This window comes from Kiritimatiellia bacterium, from assembly GCA_028715905.1.
Taxonomy (GTDB): Bacteria; Verrucomicrobiota; Kiritimatiellia; order JAAZAB01; family JAAZAB01; genus JAQUQV01.
This window is the reverse complement of sequence record JAQUQV010000022.1, coordinates 22,787-40,156: the sequence shown is the minus strand read 5'-3', so window position 1 is coordinate 40,156 and position 17,370 is coordinate 22,787. Positions and strand designations below refer to the sequence as shown.

At 55.4% G+C, this 17,370-nt stretch carries 13 protein-coding genes; 8 read left to right on the top strand and 5 right to left on the bottom strand.

All coding sequences use genetic code 11. The features are described 5' to 3' along the window. Positions 1-103 precede the first annotated feature (103 nt). The 5 genes from PHP98_06115 to PHP98_06095 all read right to left on the bottom strand — a co-directional run bounded on the left by PHP98_06115 (position 104) and on the right by PHP98_06095 (position 4,162). Entirely contained in the window at positions 104-361 is a 258-nt protein-coding gene (locus PHP98_06115) for a hypothetical protein (GenBank protein MDD5483210.1), read from the bottom strand. Between the two features lie 214 nt (positions 362-575). Then, on the bottom strand, positions 576-1,175 hold the full coding sequence (locus tag PHP98_06110) for a hypothetical protein (protein MDD5483209.1): 600 nt from the start codon (positions 1,173-1,175) through the stop codon (positions 576-578). Continuing rightward, positions 1,172-2,440: an argininosuccinate synthase gene (argG, locus tag PHP98_06105; protein ID MDD5483208.1), complete on the bottom strand. Its 1,269-nt coding sequence runs from the start codon at positions 2,438-2,440 to the stop codon at positions 1,172-1,174. Before argG ends, PHP98_06110 begins: the two co-directional genes overlap by 4 nt. Continuing rightward, the gene (locus PHP98_06100; GenBank protein ID MDD5483207.1) at positions 2,441-3,394 is read right to left on the bottom strand and encodes a dihydroorotase; all 954 of its coding nucleotides are present in this window, start codon (positions 3,392-3,394) and stop codon (positions 2,441-2,443) included. 9 nt (positions 3,395-3,403) lie between these two features. After that, a complete protein-coding gene (locus PHP98_06095) occupies positions 3,404-4,162 on the bottom strand; it encodes a hypothetical protein (protein ID MDD5483206.1) in 759 nt (252 codons plus the stop codon). Positions 4,163-4,496: 334 nt separating this feature from the next. On the opposite strand from PHP98_06095, the gene PHP98_06090 reads away from it, so the two are divergent. The 8 genes from PHP98_06090 (at position 4,497) to PHP98_06055 (ending at position 17,356) form a co-directional block, all read left to right on the top strand. Next, the gene (locus PHP98_06090; GenBank protein ID MDD5483205.1) at positions 4,497-4,733 is read left to right on the top strand and encodes a hypothetical protein; all 237 of its coding nucleotides are present in this window, start codon (positions 4,497-4,499) and stop codon (positions 4,731-4,733) included. Continuing rightward, entirely contained in the window at positions 4,711-5,175 is a 465-nt protein-coding gene (locus PHP98_06085) for a hypothetical protein (protein ID MDD5483204.1), read from the top strand. Before PHP98_06090 ends, PHP98_06085 begins: the two co-directional genes overlap by 23 nt. A 106-nt stretch (positions 5,176-5,281) precedes the next feature. Further along, positions 5,282-8,005 (top strand): M4 family metallopeptidase, encoded by a 2,724-nt coding sequence (locus tag PHP98_06080; protein MDD5483203.1) that lies wholly within the window; start codon positions 5,282-5,284, stop codon positions 8,003-8,005. A gap of 19 nt (positions 8,006-8,024) precedes the next feature. After that, entirely contained in the window at positions 8,025-9,047 is a 1,023-nt protein-coding gene (gene nadA, locus PHP98_06075; GenBank protein MDD5483202.1) for a quinolinate synthase NadA, read from the top strand. 84 nt (positions 9,048-9,131) lie between these two features. Continuing rightward, entirely contained in the window at positions 9,132-11,129 is a 1,998-nt protein-coding gene (gene uvrB, locus PHP98_06070; GenBank protein MDD5483201.1) for an excinuclease ABC subunit UvrB, read from the top strand. Positions 11,130-11,172: 43 nt separating this feature from the next. Then, positions 11,173-12,681, top strand: a complete 1,509-nt coding sequence (locus PHP98_06065; GenBank protein MDD5483200.1) for a hypothetical protein — start codon at positions 11,173-11,175, stop codon at positions 12,679-12,681. Positions 12,682-12,974: 293 nt separating this feature from the next. Continuing rightward, a complete protein-coding gene (locus PHP98_06060) occupies positions 12,975-16,229 on the top strand; it encodes an N-6 DNA methylase (protein ID MDD5483199.1) in 3,255 nt (1,084 codons plus the stop codon). Then, positions 16,226-17,356 (top strand): hypothetical protein, encoded by a 1,131-nt coding sequence (locus tag PHP98_06055; GenBank protein ID MDD5483198.1) that lies wholly within the window; start codon positions 16,226-16,228, stop codon positions 17,354-17,356. Before PHP98_06060 ends, PHP98_06055 begins: the two co-directional genes overlap by 4 nt. The last annotated feature ends 14 nt before the right edge of the window (positions 17,357-17,370 follow it).

The following is a 17,370-nucleotide window of genomic DNA, read 5'->3' as shown; positions in this document are numbered from 1 at the left end:
TTCCCGGCCCCATTTCCGGTAGGCCTCCTCCACCGGCATGATCGCGTCCTCAAACGAGTGTTTTCCGTCGTAACGCATGTCATTGATAATGTCTCCCATGATTTCATCGGCCTTGCCGCAGGAATGCTGTTTCAAACAAAAAGGCGGAGCCGTAAACGGTGGCATAGTCGTAGCCGGCCGCGGCAAAGGCGGCGATGAGCATCCGGCCACGCGGGAGCTGGTCCGGATCGGCGCTGTAAGCCGGTCCGGCCAATCTTTTATGAAGGCGTTCGTTCAAAAAAAAATCAAACAGCGTCGGGCGGTCAGGCAGTTCCCGGCGTAATACGGCGAGAAGATTTTTAAAATTCGGCTCTCTGGTCATACAGGCCATCCTTTCCAATGAATTTCCCATACGTTAATGCGGACGATGTTGGCCGTGAAAAACCGGCCCGCGTTGTCCTGCAAAAGCGGTCCGGAGCCGACGATCCGATGAGCTTTCCCTGCGCCGGACAATGGATGGGCCGATCCGTTTTGCGGCAGACCGGCGCGCCTGGCGGCTCGCCTGCCATTCCTCCCATGTCCATGCAATTTTGAGTTTATTTTTTGAGTTCATCAAGCACTTCTTTGCGCAGCTGGTTGGTTTCTTTCAAAACATCAAAAGAGGGACAAGCCGCCAATCTTTTTACTTCGTTCCAATCAACAGGAGTAATTTTTTGCTGGCAGACAGCCATGATTTTTTTTGCAATATTGCGGGCTTCCGGGTCAGGCCTTGGATAGAAAGCCATAAGAACCCGTTCCACCAGGATGAGTTCCGCGGGAACGATGCTGATCATTCCGTAAGGCGTTTCAATTGTGCGGCATGGAGTGATCGCCTCATTTTCCAGCAATCCCAGAAGATCAATGTACAATCCGGCCACTTTCCAACTGCGTGGTCCGCCACTCCCGCCCAATCGGCCGATCACGTTTTGTGCTGTTCGCAATGGAATGGGGTCAAGATTGCGCCGGCACATGTCAATGTCTCCGGACATATAAGCGCCTTCCGTGTAAAATTCCACCGCCGAACCACCCACAACCACAAGCTCCCATCCTACCTCACGAAAAAGACGCGTAATCAACCCCGCCAATTTCAAAGCTTTTGAGAGCAAATCCGATGTTGCCAGAATATCGTTGATTTCAGGAACAATATCTTTTTTCATGATATTTTACGCCTTCGTAATGTTCTTGGATAACCTGCTCTCACCTGCCCGGCGCGGGCCAGCGCAAACGCCTCCACGCTCTGCACCTCAACAAACCCCTGGGAACTGACCGGATTCAAGCCGGCTGACTCCTCCATGGAGGAATCGGCCGGATTATAAAGCGATCCCGGGCAATTGACAAGCTTCTGAAAATAAATATTGCCCTTATAAAGCCCGACTTCCACCGCGGCCGACGCCGGGCGCGCCAGTTCCTTGACCGCCTGCATGGCCGCGGTTGTAACCGGATCAAAATAACGCCCGTCGTATATCTGGTCGGCCAGCAGCGCCGACAATTGCCGGAAGAGCCGGCCGGCGCGCCGTTCCAGCACAGCCTGATAAACGAATTCCAGACAGCGCCCCAAAAGCTCCATGCCGGGCGCCTCGTAGACCCCCCTGCTTTTTGTGCTGATAATCCGGTTTTCCAGGGCGTGTTTAAGTCCCATCCCGTTGCGCCCTCCGATTTTGTTGGCAAGCCGCATGGCGGCCAGCGGATTGACTTTTTTTCCGTTGATTTTAACAACGCGGCCGGACTTGAAAACCGCCGTGAATTTCTCAATTGTGTCCGGGGCATCGTGCGGCCAGACGCCCATGGTCGGCCTGACAATCGTGCCGGGCGTCTGCAGGCTTTCCAGGTCTTCGGCCTCGTGCGAAAGTCCGGCCAGGTTGGCATCGGTTGAATATCTCTTTTTTCCGCCGGGAAAACATTTTATTCCATGCGCGCGCAGATAATCCGCCATTTGTTTTCTTCCCGGGAATTCAGCCAGCAGTCCGGGATCGCGCCAGGGGGCATAGACTTTCATGCGGGGCGCGAGCACATTGACGTAGCGCTCAAAGCGCACCTGGTCGTTGCCGCGGCCGGTCGCGCCGTGGGCCAGGACAGCGCAGCCGCGTTTGCTCATCTCCGGCAAAAGGCCGCGCACCGTTACCGCGCGCGCGATGCCGGTCGTATTCCAGTAGCCGCCGTCGTATTTTGCCTGGGCCAGGAGCGTCTGGAAACAGGCTTCGGCCATTTCGTCCTTCAGATCAACAATCACGGTATCCACGCCGCATTCCGCCATTCTTTTGCGGACCAGGCGGATATCGGTTTCGTCGGGCTGGCCGAGGTCGGCCGTAAAGCAAAGAACTTTAACCCCCATTTCAGTCAGTTTCAGGGCAATGGTCCGGCTGTCCAGTCCTCCGGAAACGCAGACGCCGACCTTTTTGCCGGCCAGATCCTTGATGGTCATTTACGATTCCCCTTCCATAAATGTTTTCTTTATATTGTTGCAGGTAAGATCTTTAATCATGTTTTCATCAAGCCCCCAGAGGGGCAGAACGTTGTCAACCAGGTCGCCGTAAAGACAAAGGGAAGGATAACCGGAAAGATATGGCGGGTAAAGCTTTTCGCTGAGCGGATGCGGGGCGTGGTCGGTCTCAATCCAGTCTATATCGCCGGCCTTGAGCGCCCGGCGCAGGGCGATGCAATCGGACAGCTCGCGCAGGGGGGGATTGACCTTGTACAACAGCCCTTCCCTGTTATTCATGCGGGTATTGTCCCAGAGAAGATGGTGCGGGGTAACCCCGCAGGTGATTTTTATTTCCGCCCGCACCGCTTTAATAAGTGCGACCGAAGCGGCCGCGGAAACATGGCAGATGTGCAGTCCCCCCCGAAAGCCGGCGGCGCGCGCGAAATTGATTTGGTCTTCAACGGAAAGGGTTTCGGCCTCCGGAGGGCGGCAACGGCAGTGACTGGCCGGATGCCGGGGGTCAAAAACATTCCGGCACATGCTTTCCTTTTCACAATGCACGGCCAGAACCCCCTCGTAACCAAGACCGGCCAGAATGACATATATTTTCCTCTGCAGTTCTTCCGAGCAGATTCCGAGCTCACCCACCGACCGGCCGGCGTACATTTTCAGGCCGACGGCCTGTTTGCATTTCTTTGTCAGGGCAACGGCTTCCGCCAGCTGGTTTTCATCGGCGGTCGCCCCCAGGAAAACGCGGTAACGGGACACATCGCCTTCCGGCACGAGCGCCAGCCGTTTTTCAAGATCGGCGGTTCTTAAAACCGGCGGATCGGCGTTGGGCATGTCAAAAACAACGTCAATGCCCTGCCGGTCGCAGAGCCGGAAAACGTGTTCAATGGTTTCCTTGTAGCTTTGCCGTCCGTCGCGGCAATGGACATGGGGATCAATGCGCATGATAATTACTTAAATTATCGCTTTCAGTTTACCGCTAATCTCAACATAAGTCCGCATAATTTTCAAGGCCTTATCACGGGTTGAATTTTCGCTGTAAAATTTCCTGAAATATTCCGGATTATTCAGCAAGGCGTTGATTGCCCATTTTCTGCGGTCTTGCATCCTGGCAACCAGCTGATCGTGCAGACTTCCGGAAATGACGTTTTCCTGAAGAATAATATCCCAGGCGTTTTTATCCAGTGGCACCACGTTGAAAGAAGGAAGGCCCATTTCAAGGAACAGGTCGTGCCCGTCCTCCAGCCGGTCAACAAAAGAAAACACCCCGGCGAGCGCGCCGCCGGCTTTTTCAATGGCCGGCTTCCAGCAATCGCGCACCGACGAACCTTCATTGTTCAGGTCCGCCACGTGCACCACTTTCTTTCCGCCCAGAGCCGCGCCGATGAGCCGGCCGTCCTTGTAAATCTTGGCATGCGGTTTTTCCAGCAGGACCGCGGCCGGATTGGAAAAATCCCAGTCACGGCTCTCGCCGCCGGAAATAACGTCAAAAGCGCCGGCCTCCGACCGGATTAATTCCGCCAGCGAACGCGCCGCGTGCGCGTAGGCCCGGCCGTCGCTTTCAATACAGACGCTCTGGAGGTAATACGCCCCGACCTGGCCGGAGGTGTAGGGAAACCAGGGCGTTTCGCGGTCAATGAACCGAAAAGCACCGGCGCGGACAAGATGGCGCAGGTTTGTTTCCTGCAAAACTTTTTTCTCTTCCGGATTCACCCGTGTTTCTCCGCCGCAGCCATTGTTATTTCCGCCTTGCGCGCCGCCAGCCGCCGCAGAATCTCGCGGTCATGAGCGCTAACATTAATAATTTCCAAAGGCATTGCCGTAACACTCCGTTGTTAACAGGCATTTTTTTACCCCTCAATCAGGGGTTTGTCCAGTCAATTCGTCATGTCTGTTCAGATGTTCCGTGTGCCGCCGTAAATGCCGGGCAAGGGCTGAGAGGTAATAAAAAAAACGAGGGGACAGTTGAAAAATCCAGCTGAAAAATCATTGACAAATTGAAATAAAAAAAACATGATATTCCCGCAGTTGCAATCATGATTTATGTATGAAAACAACAATTATTCAGGACAAAAGAGCGGCCAGATTGCTGCGGGCCGGAGCGCGCAGAAAACAAATGGCGGCGCATCGCGCCAATAATTTTGGCGAGGCGGAAGAGTGGGATTTTGCATATTGGCAGTCAAAAACACCGCAGGATCGGCTTTCCGCGCTGGCCGCCATTCACGCAGACGTGGAAAAGGTGAAACAAGCCAGACATATTCATGAACAGCATCGCAGATTTTGAAGATATGCTTGCGTTTTTAAGCGACCATCGCGTCCGCTATCTTATTATTGGAGGGTTGGCATTCACCTTTCACGCAAAACCGCGATACACAAAGGACATGGATTTGTGGGTGGATGGAACGAAAGAAAATATCACCCGCGCCAACCATGCACTGGCAGAGTTTGGCAGTCCCGTACTGCTGGATTTCAACAATCCGACACAGGTAGTCCAAATCGGCATTGCGCCCAACCGCATCGATATTATTGTGAACGTGGAATTCATCAAATTTAAAGAGGCGTGGAAAAAACGAATAAAAGCTCCATACGGCAAAAGCAAGGCATTCTGGATTGATCTTGAGTCGCTATGGCGGATCAAAAGCGCAATTAAACATCCGCGCCATCAGGATGACGCCCGCGTGTTGCGCCGGGTTTTGGAAGGAAAAAACAAAAAAAGAAAAACATAAGGCGGCAGTGCCGCCATCCAAAACTTTCCCGGCAGGCGCTCCGCCGGTCTTGTTTAAGGTTTAAACTTCTACGCAAAAGTGTATCATGTCTTCACGGAACGGCTTAATGACAACAATTCCGGCGCGAATGGTTTTCTCCCTGCTGATCTTTTTAACCGTATCCCCTGCGTTAGCCTTCCGGGCTGACGACGAACATTTACGGAAAAAATCCGCCGCCGCGCCTTACGCCGCTTCACAAACCGCGCCCCTCAAAACGCCCTCCGCCGGCCAGAAGGCGGCGCTGGAAAATCTCGGCGCCGCGGCGGTGGCATGGGACGCGAAAACCGGCGCGCCGGCCTCCATCCGCGGCAAAGACCTTTCCGCTCCCGCCGGGGGCAAAAACATTTCCCCGCTCCCGACAAATGATTTCGCCGCCGCCCTGGCCGTCATGGAAAATCTCTCAAAATCTTACCGCCTGCGCGACGCAGGCCGCGAGTTTTCCCTCCTTAAAATTGAGCGCGACGCGCTCGGCTTCCGCCATGTGCGGCTGGAACAGATGCATCTGGGATTGAAAGTGGTCGGCGGAGGGGTTGTTGTTCACTTCAACGAATCCGGGCGGCCTTACCAGGTCAACGGACGTTACATCCCCGGCATTGACCTTGCGCCGGAAAAAACGATTGACGAAAAAGCGGCGGTTGCGGCGGCGCAGAAAGACCTTGTTGAAAAAGGCAAACTCGCCGGCGCATTAAAGGGCGAGATTGAGCTGGTCGTCTACGCAAGAAATGCCGCCCCGGTCCTGGCCTACGAGCTCCGGCTTGTTTACCGGGATAACAGGGCCGGTTTCGGAAACTGGAGATATTGGGTCAACGCGCGGGACGGCGCTATTTTAAACTGCTATAACGACGTGCGCAAAAGCACCGTTCCCGCGGCGGAACGCTCCAAATACGCCGTAACAATATCCGGAACGCTCCTCGCCGGCGAAGGGAGCGCGGAGGTCAGCCTCACCGGCGACAAAGTCAGCGCATATTATTACCTCTATTCTCCGGGCAACCTCTGGCGGATATACGATTACCCTGAGAACACAACCGCCCGCAATAACTCGGCGGACTGGCCGGACACTATATACGGCCGGACCGAAATCTCGGCCGCCCGCAATTTCAACACTATTCAAGCCTATTATTTCCAGGTTCACGCGCGCCACAGTTATGATAATTCCTACGCCCCGGCCCTGGCCAACGTGCGCGTTGAAGGCGATACCGACAACGCATTCTGGGACCCGGACGCGCAGGCTTTTTACTTTTATCCCGGCAGTTATTTCGCCGATCTGACGGTGCTGGACGTCTGCGCCCATGAATTCACCCACGCCGTAACCGAGCATACCGCGGACTTGATCTATCAAAACGAGTCGGGCGCCCTCAATGAATCATTTTCCGATATTTTCGCCGCCGGTATTGAATTCGCCAGCCAGCCGGACGGACGGAGCTCCTATCCCGAAAGAACCGCCGGTTATGCCGACTGGTTGATCGGCGAAGACTGCACCTACCCTTACTCCACGGCCCTGCGCGACATGCGCAATCCGCGGCGCTATCAAGACCCGAGCCGGTACCACGGCAGCTACTGGTACTACGGCAGCGGCGACAACGGCGGCGTCCATTACAACTGCGGCGTCCAGAACCATTTCTTTTACCTGCTCGCCGAGGGCGGCAGCGGCAATAACGACGGCGCCAGTTATGATTTCACCGGCATCGGGATTACAAACGCGATCTTGGTCGCCTACCGCGCTCTCGCAAATTACTGCACGCCCGACACCGACTACGCCGCCGCGCGAATTTACTGGATTTCGGCGGCGGCGGACTTGGATTCCGCCTGGACCGGCGCGGTTGCGGCGGCCTGGGCGGCGGTCGGCGTGAAAGAAGAAGGCCCGTCCCCCGCCCCATCTTACGACCTGCTCCGGCTGGGATTGAATAACGATTTTGACCATGACGGCCGGGCCGATTATGCGCTTTACAATTTTCAAACAGGCCAATGGCGCGCGGACTCATCGGGCGCCGCCCGCCGCACGATTGCCGCCGGCGAACAATTCGGCGGTTATGATTACCTGCCCATACCCGGAGACTATGACGGCGACGGCCTGGCGGACGCGGCGCTCTATTCGCAGGCAACGGGATGGTGGATGATTCATTATCTCGGCACCGGACGAACGGACATATTTCAGGCCGGCGGAAACGATCTCATTCCCGCCCCGGGCGACTACGATGGCGACGGCGCAACCGATTTGGCGCTTTATAATTCCAGAACCGGCGCCTGGCACGCCTGGAGCTCCTCAAACCAGACCTGGCTGGCCAACGGCGGTATTTTCGGCGGCTACGGCTATGTGCCCGCGCCGGGCGATTATAACGGCGGCGGCCAATCCGACGCGGTCATTTATTCCAACGACATGGCCTTATGGCAGCTTTTTTACCTGGAGACCGGCCGGATAGAATATTGCGATTTCAGCGAGGTGTTCGGCGCCGACCGCCGCCACGTCCCCGCCCCGGGCGACTACGACGGCGACGGCATAACCGATTTCGGCCTCTATGATTATCATTCCGGCGGCTGGTATGTGTGGTCGCGCGTGAATGAATGGCTCCTTGTTCCCGATTACCGCTTTGCCGATTACGACGGATATTACTACCGCCCCGTGGCCGGCGACTACGACGGCGACGGCATTTCCGACCTGGCCGTTTATTCGCCCTATTACGGCGACTGGCATATTTATTATATGGGCCCGGATACAACCGAGCATCTGACCGATTTCGGCGGCGAACAATATGTGCCCATAACTTACTGGGCGCTCTACGGGAAAATGTGAAGAAACGGCGGAAAACACAATGCGCGTTTCGGAAAAAATTGAAAAGCTGAAAAAGCAATGGGGCGGACGGCTTTGCATCCTGGGACACTATTACCAGCGGGATGAAGTTTTAAGACACGCCGATTTCACCGGCGATTCGCTGGAGCTGGCCCGCCGCGCGGCCGCGGCCGGCCAGGCAGAAAAAATAGTTTTTTGCGGCGTGCATTTCATGGCCGAATCGGCCTGTATTCTCGCCGGAGAGCGCCAGGCGGTCTATATGCCCGACCCGGCGGCGGGCTGTCCCATGGCCGACATGGCGCCTTTACGCGAGGTCCTGCCGGCATGGACCGAACTTAATTCAGCCGGAGGCGGATGGTCGCCGGTCGCCTATGTCAACAGCAGCGCGGCCGTCAAGGCTTTCTGCGGCGAACACGACGCCGCCACCTGCACTTCCGGCAACGCGAAAGAAGTGTTCCGGTTTTTCCTTGAGCAAAACAAGCGGATTTTGTTTCTTCCGGACGAGCACCTGGGCGCGAACACCGCGCACGACCTCGGGTTGCCCGATGAAAAAACCGCAATTTATAACCCGAGCCTGCCGGGCGGCGGGATGCTTCCCGGCCAGGCCGAAAAAGCGCAAATCGCGCTCTGGAAGGGATATTGCCATGTGCACATGTTTGCGGTTGATGACGTTCGGAAAGCCCGCGCGGAGCATCCGCTGGCAAAAATCATCGTGCACCCCGAAACGCCGAAAGAAGTCCTGCGGCTGGCCGACGCCCACGGTTCAACCTCGCAAATCATTAAATACGTTGAAAACGCCCCGTCGGGAGCAACCATTATTGTCGGCACCGAAATCAACCTGGTGAAAAGACTGGCGGCGCTGCATAAAGACAGGGTCGCCGTCTATCCCCTGCGCGCCTCCCTCTGCCGCAACATGGCCCTGATTACCGAGGAAAAACTGCTGAAAACAATGGAAACATGGCCGGAGGAAAATGTAATCCGAGTTGAGCCGGGCATCATGGCCAACGCGGCACGGGCGCTGAAACGGATGCTGGAAATATCATAAAGGCAGAATGCAGAATTATCAAGGCTTACCTGCTCTGCCGCAGCATCTGAATGTTTCTGTATTCTACATTCTGCATTTTTTATAATGCCTGGAAATCTGTTCAAACTGCGCGCACGTTACAAGCCTTCCGGCGACCAGCCCGGGGCGATCGCATCGCTGTTTGCCGGACTGAAGGCCGGCAAAAGATTCCAGACCCTGGAAGGCGTAACCGGCTCGGGCAAGACTTTCACGATCGCCAACACAATCGCTTCCTTTTCCAGGCCGGCGCTGGTCATCTCCCACAACAAAACCCTGGCCGCCCAGCTCTTCCATGAATTGAAAAATTATTTCCCGGACAACGCCGTTGAATATTTCATAAGCTATTACGATTATTACCAGCCCGAGGCCTACATTCCGCAGACCGACACCTACATTGAAAAGGACGCGGCCATCAATGAGGAAATTGAACGCCTGCGCCTTTCCGCCACCAATTCCCTGATCAGCCGCGACGACGTCATTATCGTTGCTTCCGTCTCCTGCATCTACGGCCTGGGCTCGCCCGAGGACTACCGCGCCATGCTTGTGGAGGCCAAGAGAGGCGAAAAGATTGAGCGCGACGATCTTATGCGCCGCCTCGTGGACATCCGCTACACCCGCAACGACTACGAGCCTCTGCCGGGCGTTTTCCGCGCCCGGGGCGACACGCTTGACGTTTTTCCATCCTATTCGCAATCCGGCATCCGGATTGAATTTTCCGGCGATGAAATTGACCGCATCCGCCGCTTTGACCCGGTCAGCGGCAAAACCAGCGGGGAACTTGAGGCGCTCGTGATTTCACCCGCCAAGCATTTCGTCATGCCCCCGGACGCCGTGGCGCCCGCCATTGCGCGCATCACGGCCGAACTTGAGGAACAAATCCGCGTCCTGGAAGCAAACAAAAAACTGCTGGAGGCCCAGCGCCTTAAAATGCGCACGATGTATGACGTGGAAATGCTGCAAACCGCGGGGTATTGCTCCGGCGTTGAAAATTATTCCCGGCATTTGAGCGGGCGCGCGGCGGGCGAACCGCCGGCCACCCTGATTGATTACATCCGCGGGGAATTTCTCACCGTTATTGACGAATCGCACGCCACCCTGCCGCAACTGCGCGGCATGTACAACGGCGACCAGGCGCGCAAGAACGTCCTGATTGAACACGGATTCCGCCTGCCCTCGGCGCGCGACAACCGCCCCCTCAATTTTGATGAATTTTTGACAAAAACCGGCCCGATCATCTTCATGACCGCTACGCCCGGTCCCTACGAGCGCCAGATCTCGGATGGAACAATCCCGCAAATCATCCGCCCCACCGGACTGGTGGACCCGCCCGTATCGGTGCGGCCGTTGAAGGGCCAGATTGACGACTTGATGAGTGAAATCCAGGGCCGCGCCGCAAAAAAAGAGCGCGTGCTGGTAACCACCATGACCAAGAAAACGGCCGAGGATTTGAGCTCCTATCTCCAGGAAGCGGGACTGCGGGTAACTTATCTGCATGCTGATATTGACGCCATTGAAAGGGTGGAAATACTGCGCGGCCTGCGCAAAGGAGATTTTGACTGCTTGATCGGCATAAACCTTCTGCGCGAAGGGCTTGATCTGCCGGAAGTGTCGCTGGTCGCCATTCTGGACGCCGACAAGGAAGGTTTTTTGCGCTCGGAAACGGCGCTGATCCAGACCGCCGGCCGGGCGGCGCGCCATATTTCCGGCACGGTGATCCTCTACGCTGATGAAATAACCGGATCCATGCAGCGCGCCCTTGAAATCATGCAGAACCGCCGCCGCCAACAGGAGGCATACAACCGCCGGCACAAGATCACGCCAAAAAGCATTAAAAAGAGCATTCAGGAAAGCCTCGTAACCCGCGCGGAAAGCGCGGACATTGAACGGAAAGCCCTGGCCGGGACCGACGAGGAATACGACCGCCGCCTGGCCATGGCCGAAATTGAACGCGAAATGATGGCCGCCGCCGACGCGCTTGAGTTTGAAAGGGCGGCGGCGCTGCGCGACCAGCTCTTTGAACTGCGCGGGCGGCAAACAAAGCGGCGCGGCAAACAAAAGTCTTGAATATAACGGCGCAATAATCTAAATTTTGATTCTTCAAAAAGAAATGACGGATTATCACTGCACAATTAAAACCCACGGGTGTCGCCAGCTTGAAGTGGACCTGAAATATCCGCTCGTCAGGCACAGGGACAAGGCCTGTTTCCAGTTTGACTGTTATTTGTTCAATCCTTACCAACTGGCCATAACCGCCGGCCGGTACGGAGTCGCCGGTTTCTTCCGCGATCTGCGCTCCTACACCCGGTATACCGTGCCCGCCATTCCTCTGGACAAACTTATTGACCCGGCCTGCGAGGTCAGCCCCCTCTCCAGAATTTACAGAATGCTGTCCAATTCCGGCCTTGTTTCGGAACTGAATGAAAGGGCGGTTATTTATGAACTGAGGGTGCTGGCCAACGTGTATCACGCGCAACTCTCCGGTATCCTGCGCCTCCTCGGCCAGAAACTTGACAAGGCAAAAGACATTGAACAAGCCGCCGCTTACCTGGAATCGTCCCTGAATGAAATGGATTGTTTCCTGGAAAAATTCCGCCGCCTGCACCAGGAATTCCTTGACGCGCAGGTCAAAGATATGCTCCGGGAAGGACTCCTCTGGGCGGATGAAGCCATCAGCCTCCATACCGAAAAATTCAACTACCGCGCTTATCGCCTCCTGCTCGGGCGCCCGGGCATGGATGCCTGCCGCCAGACCCTTGAAAAAAGACTGGACCGGGAACAGCAATACCGGAAACAGCGCGGATACGCGGCCATCATTGACCCCGGCAATGAAACCGGCAACGAACTATTTGTCTACCGGGAAGGCCTTTTAAAAAAATGGTCCGAGGGCTGCCTTTACCTGAGCCGCCTGCCTTCCAGCATAGCGGCGCATGTCGCCCAGATCATGATGGGCACGGCGGCGGGCATCGCCATGGTGTTTGCGGTTATGGCGACCATCTTCGCCTCGCGCTGGTTTGTCGCGGAAAGTCTGCCGTGGGTCGTCCTGATTGTCCTGGGATATATCGCCAAGGACCGCATCAAGGACTCCCTGCGGGCGGCCCTGATTACCATGATCCCCTCGCTGATGGCGGACCAGATGGAAAACCTGATTGACCCGGCGCTGGATAAAAAAGTGGGTAACAACCGCGCGCGCGCGCGGTTTTGCCGGCCGGACCAGGTCCCGGAACTGGTAACACGCCTGCGCGATATCAGGGCGAACGTCTTCAAGGGCGTCATCCCTCCGGAAAACGTCCTCCATTATCACAAGGAAATCCGGTTTGACGCCGGCAAAATCCGCAATCACCACAAACGGCTGGAATCGCTGACGGAAATCATAAGGCTTAAAATGGACTACTGGTTCGCGAACATGGACGATCCCGCCAACCGGCTTTTCTGCGTGCAAAACGGAAAGATCGCCGCGGTAACGGCCAACCGCGTTTACCACGTGAACATGATCGTCTGCCTGACGGACCGCAACCATCCGGAACAGCGGCAGTCGTTCTTCCGCTACCGGCTGATCCTGACGCGGAACGGCATCCTGCGGATTGAAACGCTGGAGTCTTTCCCGGTAACCATTTAGCTATCCGCAGAAGAAATTTGACAGGATAACCCTGGCCACGTATTTTGCGTGGTAAAACTGCGGCTTGCCAAGCCAACGGCATGGCTGGACAGGCAGGATGATCCTGTTTATCATGACTTTGTTGGATTCTTTTGGGATTTTGATGGTTTTTTCGGACGTGGCCTGCTATCTTTGCTTCCATAAAAACCCTTTGAAAGTTTAAGATTGGTGAAGTGGACCGCTGGATCCAAAGCGGCAAGACCAAGTAAGATTTGGTAACACAAGATCATATTTCCTGACAAGAAGGCACATACATGATCGTTAACATGGAAAGAACTGCAGCCGAACAAGCGACGTCAGTGGCAAAGGCGCTCGTTGAAACCGCCCGGCACGGCGGCACGGAAGCGGATTTCCGCCGGGAGGCGGCGCGCATTCTTGAAGACGCCGGCCTTTCCGCCGGATTGACCATCGTTCCCCGCGACGAATTTTCCGTCGCCCGTGGCCGAGTGGACTCGGTCTATAACCGTCTTGTACTGGAGTACAAGCGGCCCGGTATCCTAAAAAACTCGAATCGAACGGCTGTCAATGTCCAGGTGATCCAACAAGTTAAGGACTATATCCTTGACGTGGCAAAACGCGAAAAGCGGGAGGCCCATCGTCTAGCCGGCGTTGCGACGGATGGTCATTTCTTCCTTTTTGTCCGGCGTGTCGGCGAAGGCTGGTCTGTTGACGAGCCGACCCCGGTCAACACAGCTTCAACCGAACGGTTCTTGCGTCTTCTGTTCTCGCTTTCAACCGGCGCGGCAATGGTACCGGAAAACCTCGTTAACGATTTTGGGCCTCAAAATATCCGGGCACAGAAGGCTGTGCGCGCCCTTTACACGGCCATGCACAGCACAAAACACCCACTCGTTGCAAAACTTTTTGAGCAGTGGCGGCAGTTCTTCAGCGAAGCAACGGACTACAAAGAATGGGCAGAGAGCATCGAATCAAAACCGGAGTTCAAGCGGTTCGTCGGCTCATTATGGACAAAAGAGCAGATCAGGCACCTCGACGCGGCCAAGGTTTTCTTCGTACTGCACACCTACTACGCCTTGCTGATCAAACTGGTCGCGTCACTCGCCGCCGCGCGTTTCGCGGGTGGCGAATCCGCTCCACTCTCCTCGCTCGCCGCAAAGAAGAACGACGATTTGCGGCAGGCGATGGCCGATCTTGAACGCGGTGGGCTATTCCGTGAATATGGCATCCGCAATTTCCTTGAAGGCGATTTCTTCGGCTGGTATCTGCCAGCATGGAACACCGAGATCGAAGAGGCGGTCAGCAGTTTGATCCAACGCCTTGCCGAGTACGACCCGGGCACGCTGGAACTTGCCCCGGAGAACGCCCGTGATTTGTTGAAGAAACTGTATCACTATCTCTTGCCACGCGAGATTCGGCACGACCTGGGCGAATACTACACCCCAGACTGGCTGGCCGAACGGTTATGTATTCAAACATTAGGACGCGATCTTGGCGATCCGACCAAACGCGTTCTTGACCCAGCATGCGGATCTGGCACGTTCCTTGTCATCCTGATCAAGTACATCCGGGAACGTACTGAAAAGAAGAAAATCCTGCCTGCTCAACTGCTCGACATGATCCTCAAAAACGTGGTTGGCATTGACTTGAACCCACTAGCCGTGATTGCCGCCCGAACCAACTATCTGCTTGCTCTGGGCGACTTGTTGAAAGGGCGAAAGGGTGACATTGACATTCCTGTTTATCAGGCCGACTCCGTTTTGACACCGTCGCAAGGCACGGACCTTTTTGACGACGGCGTTTTTTCTCTGAAAACATCTGTTGGCGTCTTCCGTGTCCCGGTAATATTTGCTTACCGCGAGCGGATGGACGCGCTCGCGGATGTGCTGGACGACGCAATAGAGTCCGGCGTCCATGCCGACGTGTTTCTTTTGCGCATTGAGAAAAAGGCTGAACTGACGGCAGACGAAGCAAAGGCAACGAAGGCCGAACTCACCGCCATGTTCAAACAACTCCAGGAACTCCACGACCAGGGACTGAACGGCGTTTGGGCGCGCATCATCAAGAATTCATTCGCCCCGGTTTTTCTCGAACGTTGTCATTTCGTCGTCGGCAATCCACCTTGGGTGAACTGGGAGAGCCTGCCGGAGGAGTATCGCTACAGTCTGATTCCTCTCTATGAGGACCACTACCACCTCTTCCAGCACAAAGGTCTGTCCGATAGGCATGGGAGTTCTAAAATCGATATCTCGTCGTTGATGACCTATGTTTGCGCGGACAAGCACCTCGTACGAAACGGCAAACTCGGTTTTATTATCACACAAGGCCTCCTAAAAACGTCCGACGCCGGCAGAGGGTTTCGTAAGTTCCTACTACCGGATGGAACCCCCATCGCCCCTACCGTTGCCGAGGACATGGTCACATTAAATCCGTTCGAGGGTGCTACAAACCGGACCGCTGTACTCATACTCACAAAAGGCAGGGCTGTTCATTACCCGATACCATATCAGTATTGGAAGAAGAAGGGAACAGGGCGTGGCGCGGGAATTGCGTTCGACACACCCTATGAGGAAGTAACAACGAACAAGATCACATCCAAGAACTGGTATGCCATGCCCGTTGATCCAAACGACAGCACATCTGCATGGATGACAGGCAGGAGGGCGGCACTCAACGCGACGCGGAAAGTGTTGGGTCCGTCAAAGTACGTGGCTCACGAGGGCGCCAACACGGGCGGGGCAAACGCTGTCTATTGGATCTCTGTCGTTGGGAAACGCCCGGACGGCAACTTGATGGTCTCCAATATCACCGAAGGCGCAAGACGACAGACTCCTTCTGTCCAAGCTGCAGTCGAGGCAGAATTGGTGTTTCCCCTCCTTCGGGGCAGGGATGTTCAACGATGGATTGCGAGTTGTGGTGCTGCGATTCTTGTCCCTCAGAATCCGAAGGACCCACGTTACGCCATCTCCGAGGAGATCATGCAAGCGCATTACCCGAAAGCGCATGCATATTTCAAGAGGTTCGAGGATGTGCTGTCGCAACGCAAGAGTGCGGTAATCAAGGGTCTTGCAAAGAAACAAGGTTTTTACTTTCTGTACAGTATCAAGGTGTACACACTTTCGAAGTACAAGGTAGTCTGGCGAGAACAGGCTGAAACACTAACGGCTGCCGTCGTTGGTCCGTTAGAGGGTCAATCGGTCATCCCGGACCACAAACTGATGATGGTCGATGTATTAACCAAGAACGAGGCGCACTACCTCTGCGCAGTCCTTAACTCACTACCGGTAAGGTTCGCAGTGGCAGCTTATGGAATGGAAATCCAGACCGGCGTTCACGTGCTCAAGCACATTGCGGTCCCGAAATACTCTGACATCGCGAAGGTACACATGCGATTGGTTGAACTTTCCCAGTCCGCCCACAAAACCGCCGCAAAGGGAAATGATGCGGATGTCCGGGAGATCGAGGCTGAGATCGACAAGACAGCGGCGAAGTTGTGGGGATTATCCGACGAAGATTTGACCGAAATCAAACGGTCTCTGGAGGAGATGTGAGCGCGCGGAATCCATTTACCGGACTGCGGCCCGCATTGGAGTTCATCTCCAAGGAAGCCAAGATCCTGCCGGCAACCGGACAGGCTATGGAAGACATGGTGCGCCCGGATCATGCCGAGGTCATTGACCGACTGCGCATGGGCGAGGATAGCTTCTTTGAAGTTCTGCTGGAAACGCCCAATACCAAACCTTACGTTGAATTGGTGCCGGTCTATCGTGCCGACAAACACATCCTGCGGTACTTCCTCGACGGTTCCGCGCGAACGTTTTTCCTAGGCGACGTGGTTGAAGGCAGTCGCCGGACTTCAATTCACGTCTCGCAGATCGGCGCGGCTACGGTGTTCCGTAAGGACAACGGACAGGTGAATGTGGCCGCATCCCGACATCAAATCATCCTCATGATGGACAAGAAAGCTGTATCATTTGGAGAAGGCGTCGAGGACTTGGTGAAGAAAGCTGGCGAACGATTCGGATTCTGCGATCTTCAGGAGGATGACGGCGAGACCGAGAGAACGTCAAGCAAGGAACCACGTTCACGCGCCCCGCACAAGGCCCACCACATGATGGCGAAACTGGAAGAAGAACTGGGCAGGAAGTTGCCGCGAGACGCCGGACATTGGCTGTTGTCCGACGGCAATATCGGCAAGGACCTGTACATGTGGAAGGAAATTCCGAACGTGCTTTGGGTGAACAAGTCCTTTAGCCGCGAGCCAACTTTTCAGGTTCAGAGTAAACGCGGTACCAAGAAGATGAACCTTTACGAGCTGTTGGCCGACTTGCCGTATTCGGCACGAACGTGTGCCTTTGCATCCCGCTCTGGCAAGGCCGCAATTTGGTTCGTGCGGTTGCGCGAGCAGAAGCACCTGGATTATCCGCTCATGGGCGTTGTAAAGATTGAGTTGCCTAATCCAAGCCGTGAGGGAGAGGCGATTCCGTCGGCACTCATTGACAAGATATCGTCAGTGCTCGTGGCGGAACGGCAGGCAACACCCCACGGCAAGGACGCGCGCTGGCACGCCCACCTTTACGCAATCTACCTTGCCGAACAGGCGGTGAAAAACGGTTTTATCTCCAACGAAGCACTGAAAGCAGGACTGAAATGGCCGCTAATAATGTCCAAGATGTGACAAGAAAACGGAGG

Bases quoted from the DNA above. Each gene is read 5' to 3' on its own strand.
- PHP98_06115 (MDD5483210.1), bottom strand. From the start codon at position 361: ATGACCAGAGAGCCGAATTTTAAAAATCTTCTCGCCGTATTACGCCGG.
- PHP98_06110 (MDD5483209.1), bottom strand. From the start codon at position 1,175: ATGAAAAAAGATATTGTTCCTGAAATCAACGATATTCTGGCAACATCG.
- argG (MDD5483208.1), bottom strand. From the start codon at position 2,440: ATGACCATCAAGGATCTGGCCGGCAAAAAGGTCGGCGTCTGCGTTTCC.
- PHP98_06100 (MDD5483207.1), bottom strand. From the start codon at position 3,394: ATGCGCATTGATCCCCATGTCCATTGCCGCGACGGACGGCAAAGCTAC.
- PHP98_06090 (MDD5483205.1), top strand. From the start codon at position 4,497: ATGAAAACAACAATTATTCAGGACAAAAGAGCGGCCAGATTGCTGCGG.
- PHP98_06085 (MDD5483204.1), top strand. From the start codon at position 4,711: ATGAACAGCATCGCAGATTTTGAAGATATGCTTGCGTTTTTAAGCGAC.
- PHP98_06080 (MDD5483203.1), top strand. From the start codon at position 5,282: ATGACAACAATTCCGGCGCGAATGGTTTTCTCCCTGCTGATCTTTTTA.
- nadA (MDD5483202.1), top strand. From the start codon at position 8,025: ATGCGCGTTTCGGAAAAAATTGAAAAGCTGAAAAAGCAATGGGGCGGA.
- uvrB (MDD5483201.1), top strand. From the start codon at position 9,132: ATGCCTGGAAATCTGTTCAAACTGCGCGCACGTTACAAGCCTTCCGGC.
- PHP98_06065 (MDD5483200.1), top strand. From the start codon at position 11,173: ATGACGGATTATCACTGCACAATTAAAACCCACGGGTGTCGCCAGCTT.
- PHP98_06060 (MDD5483199.1), top strand. From the start codon at position 12,975: ATGATCGTTAACATGGAAAGAACTGCAGCCGAACAAGCGACGTCAGTG.